The organism is Flavobacterium sp. (assembly GCF_027531905.1).
Classification (GTDB): domain Bacteria; phylum Bacteroidota; class Bacteroidia; order Flavobacteriales; family Flavobacteriaceae; genus Flavobacterium.
Genome location: NZ_JAPZSU010000047.1, coordinates 1 through 1,677 on the forward strand (window position 1 = coordinate 1; position 1,677 = coordinate 1,677).

General features: G+C 35.2%; 2 protein-coding genes. Both read right to left on the minus strand.

Features of this window, described 5'->3' with window-relative positions; translation table 11 throughout:
- Positions 1-102 precede the first annotated feature (102 nt).
- On the minus strand, positions 103-426 hold the full coding sequence (locus O9307_RS12115) for a hypothetical protein (protein WP_298299681.1): 324 nt from the start codon (positions 424-426) through the stop codon (positions 103-105).
- Positions 387-1,415, minus strand: a complete 1,029-nt coding sequence (dcm, locus tag O9307_RS12120; protein WP_298299684.1) for a DNA (cytosine-5-)-methyltransferase — start codon at positions 1,413-1,415, stop codon at positions 387-389. The genes O9307_RS12115 and dcm overlap by 40 nt, the downstream gene beginning before the upstream one ends.
- Positions 1,416-1,677: the final 262 nt, after the last annotated feature.

Consider the following 1,677-nt stretch of genomic DNA (forward strand, 5'->3'; position numbering starts at 1 on the left):
TTAGGATAGTGAGATTCGTTAGGGAATAGTCTTGGATTATTGTAGTCTTGATTTTTACGAAACATAGTACTCGTTAGAGTATTTTTTTAACATATCATCTCGTCAAATATTTATTTTATTACTTTTTGCAGGAGCGCCAATAACAATTTTCAGTTGAGCATCTGCTTTTTTGAATTTTGTTGCCTCTTGATATTCTTCGTTACTTATTCCGAAATTTAGTGCAGTTACTTTACTGATTTTGGTAGGAATATGTATAGCTTCTAAAGAAGTAACTTTCTTGAAATCGTAACCCATAATTTTGAGCCATGATTGAGCTAATTGAGATTCTTTCCAATCATTGAAATGGCTTACTATTTCTGCTTCATTTAGGAAACCACCCTTAGCAGTTATTGAGCCAATATGGGCTCTTCTTTCAGATTCAGACATTTTGTATCCACTATCCTTTTTAGTATTGATTGTACAACGTTTACCGCAACACTGTTTCCAAATTGTTTATATGCTTGTGAATTGCTATTTGCGATTTTGAAATTGGGAGGAAAGCCCATAATACGACTGCATTCCTGAGGTAATAATTTTCGTATTTTCCCATTGACAGAATATAAACCAGTTTTAGCACCGATTCCGCCGCCGTAGGCAGATAAGGTGATTGCATGACCATTAATGTCATAGATCCTTTCACCTTGGCCACCTTTATTTACCGTTCCGATTCTAATTGGTTTATAATAAGTTTGTTCAAACAATTGATTTTTGAATTTGTCAGAAAATTGAATGTCATCACGTTCAATATAGAAATCACTTTTAATTTCTTGATCCGAAATTAAATGATCTTTAAGAGTTGATTGCTTACCATCCTTCTCTGGGAATTGAAATGTTGATATGTTTAGATCTTTTTTAAAACATACTATGTATATTCTTTCTCGTGCCTGCGGTAATCCAAAATTACTTGCATTTAAAACATTATAAAACACTTTATAGCCTAAGTTGGACAAACTTTCTAAAACGATATTTAAAGTGTTACCATTATCATGCTTTGCGAAGTTAGCAACATTTTCCAAGAATGCTATTTTTGGTTGGTGTGCTTCTAAAATTCTTGCAATGTCAAAAAAGAGTGTGCCTCTAGTATCTTCGAAGCCTCTCTGCTTTCCTGAAATGCTAAAAGCTTGACAAGGAAATCCCCCACATAGGATGTCATGTTTTGGAATATCCTCAGCAGATATTTTTGTAATATCACCGGCCGGTTTAATTCTAAAATTATTCTCGTATACTTCCTGAGCATGCTTATCCCATTCCGAAGCAAAAACACACTTTGCCCCAAAAGAGGAAAGTGCAAGATGAAAACCACCGATACCAGCAAAAAGGTCGATGAATTTCAATTTTAATAAGGATTTTTCATAATCTTCAGTCAGTTCCAACATATGTCCCATTTAATAGAACATTCCGAAAATTTCCAGCAATCTTTTGGGCGATTTTTAAGTAGAATCTAGGATATAGATTGAGGATACCCATGTTCTGAAGCGTTGCATCTAAGCCTTTCGCATAACGCATTAGGATTGTCGACGTTGCGAAGCAATGTGGCTTTAGCCCGGAGGCTGTATCCAGCCGGAGCGTCAATCCGAAGTTAATCGAAGTTGAGCTTTCGTGTTTGAGTAGCATAAATTTTAACAGGTAAACGAAAAC

What these genes read in the sequence shown, in the direction of transcription:
- dcm (WP_298299684.1), bottom strand. Translation starts at nt 1,415, where the DNA reads ATGTTGGAACTGACTGAAGATTATGAAAAATCCTTATTAAAATTGAAA.
- O9307_RS12115 (WP_298299681.1), bottom strand. Translation starts at nt 426, where the DNA reads ATGTCTGAATCTGAAAGAAGAGCCCATATTGGCTCAATAACTGCTAAG.